Here is a 2,668-nt window from a genome sequence, read left to right as displayed (position 1 = left end):
CGCCTGTCGCGAGGCCAAGGTTCCCGGGCGTCGCGGCGGCCCGAACGTGGTCACCTTGTCGGGCCGTCGGATGGATCAGTACGCCGCCACGACGATCAACCGGCGGCTGGCAGCCATCTCGGGGCTGTTCACGTTCGTCACGATGCGCGACCCGGAGTCGATCAACCCGGTCCCGAAAGGACGCGAGGCGCGCTGGCGGGTGGCCGGCGAGCGGTCCGGGATGCTCGCGCACACGATCCGCCGCCCGAAGAATCGCTCCTCGCTACGGCTGCGTGAGCCCCGCCGCCTGCCCAAAGCACTGTCCCAGACCCAGGCGGCCGAGCTACTGGCCAGCTTCCACACCTGGCGCGACCGAGCGATCGCGGGCCTGATGCTGTATTGCGGGCTGCGCTCGGCCGAGGTGCTCGGCTTGAACGTCGCCGACGCCGACATCGGTGGCCGCTGGGCGAGCGTGATCGGCAAGGGTGATCGGCAGCGGCGCGTCCCGTTGGACGCCGACGTCGCCTCGGTCATCCAGGTATATCTGCTGGCCGAGCGTCCCGAGTCGACCGAGCAGCGGCTGTTCCTGGTGGCCAAGGGCCCCAACCGGGGACGACCGCTCACAGCAGCCGGGCTGCGCACGATCTTCCGCTATCACCGAGCCGTCAGCGGGATCACCGCAGGTCATCCCCACGCGCTGCGGCACACCTTCGGCACCGCACTGGCCGAAGCCGGAGTCGACCTCGCGGTGATGCAGGCGTTGCTCGGTCACGCGCACGTCGACACCACCGCCCGCTATATCCATCTGGCACCCGCCCACGTGAAAGCCGAGTTCGATGCCGCACGCAGCCGCATCCGCGCCCAGCAATAGCCCGCACGCCGACTACCTCGACTATCTGCAGCGGACCGGGCGAGGCAACCGTCCCTATCAGCAGGCCGCGCGAGTGTTCTTCGAACGTTGGCCCGACCCCGGGCGCTGGGCCGCCGAACCGTTGGAGATCCGCTTGTCGGCCGATGCGCACACTCGGCCGATCATCACCTTCCTCATGCTGCACCGCCGACTACGACCCGGCTACGACTACCTGCTAGAACGCAAACTGTCCACGTTCTGGCGAGAGATCGAGGACTCGCCCATCGCTGCGGGAGTGCAGCGCTTCATGACCGCCGCCGAGCACCTCGGCTTCTCCTTGCGCGTGCGTCTGGCCACCGGCTCTCAAGTGCCGGCCCGGCTGCTCATCCAGGCCCGACCCGTCCTTGAACAGCTCACCCTGGCCGACCTGGAAGAGTTCGCCGCCGCCTGCGTCGCCCGCAGCGCCCGCACCGGCAAGGACCACCGCCACTACTTGTCCGCGCTCAGCAACGCCCAGCGGGTCCTGTTCCACCTGGGCATTATCGACACGCTGCCGAGGATGGGCGGGCCGGTCCCCTTCGAGGAGCGGCTAGCCGAGGTGGCAGAACCGATCCGCACCACGATGATCGCCTACCTGGAACGCAAGCGCGCCACCTGCCAACCCAAGACCGTCTCCGCGATCGCCACCCGGCTCAAACACTTCGGCCTCTTCCTCACCCACATCGATCCCGGACTCACCTCGATCGCCAAGTTGGACCGGCAGCGTCACATCGAGCCCTACCTCACCGCCCTGGTCGACGCCGTCAACCCCAAGAACGGCGAAGCCATCACCGTCGCCGACCGCTCCCGCCGGGTGACCGCGCTGACCGGCTTCCTCACCGACATCACCGAGTGGGGCTGGGCCGAGGCTCCCGCCCGCAAGCTGGTGTTCCGTGATGACAACCCCAAGCTCCCGCAGGTGCTGCCCCGCTACCTGCCCGTCGATGCCGATCGCCGCCTGACCGAAGAGCTCCGCGACCGTCCCGGCAACCAACTGGCCGCCTGCGCCCTAAGGTTGCAACGCGCCTGCGGGCTACGCATCGGGGAACTCCTGGACCTGGAGCTCGACTGCGTCCACGAGGTTCCCGGCCACGGCAGCTGGCTGAAGATCGGCCTCGGAAAGCTGGAGACCGAACGCATGGTCCCCCTCGATGAAGAAATCCTCGACCTGATCGACCGCACCATCGAGCTCCGAACGCACGGCAGACCCATGCCACATCCCCGCTACCGGCGTCCGGCTCAGTTCCTGTTCACCCACCACGGACGCCGCCTCGGTCATGGCGCCGTCCGCGCCGAACTCGATCGCGCCGCCCAGCAAGCCGGGCTCGGTCACATCACCTCCCACCAGCTCCGCCACACCTACGCCACGGCCCTGGTGAACGCCGGTGTCTCATTGCAGGCGCTGATGGCGTTGCTCGGGCACGCCTCCGCTGAAATGAGCCTGCGCTATGGACGACTGTTCGACACCACCGTCCGCGCCGAATACGAACGAGCCCTCGACCTGGCCAAACAACAAGCCCGCACCCCGGCCCCCGGCCGTGTCCACCTGCCCCTGGCCGACATCACCGGCGGCAAGGACTGGAAAGACACCCCGCTGATCAAATCCAGAATGGCCGGCGGCTTCTGCCTACGCGCACCCGCCCAAGGCGCCTGCACCTACGCCAACATCTGCGAACACTGCCCCAGCTTCCACACCGAACCCAGCTCGCTGCCCATCCTCGCCGCCCAGCGTGTCGACGCAGACGCGCTCGCCCAGGACGCCGAGAATCGAGGCTGGATCGCCGAAGCCGAACGACACCG

At 68.3% G+C, this 2,668-nt stretch carries 2 protein-coding genes; both read left to right on the top strand.

Going from position 1 to position 2,668, the window contains the following annotated elements; genetic code table 11:
• The coding region (locus ACTWPW_RS63720; RefSeq protein ID WP_443174962.1) for a tyrosine-type recombinase/integrase at positions 1-850 on the top strand (850 nt) is incomplete at its 5' end.
• Positions 816-2,668: tyrosine-type recombinase/integrase (locus tag ACTWPW_RS63715; protein ID WP_443174961.1), on the top strand; the 1,853-nt coding region annotated here is incomplete at its 3' end. The genes ACTWPW_RS63720 and ACTWPW_RS63715, both read left to right, overlap by 35 nt.

It is taken from the genome of Nonomuraea sp. KM90 (genome assembly GCF_052246675.1).
Lineage (GTDB): Bacteria > Actinomycetota > Actinomycetes > Streptosporangiales > Streptosporangiaceae > Nonomuraea.
Note: the sequence above shows the minus strand (reverse complement) of the source record. Positions and strands in the feature narration are given on the sequence as shown.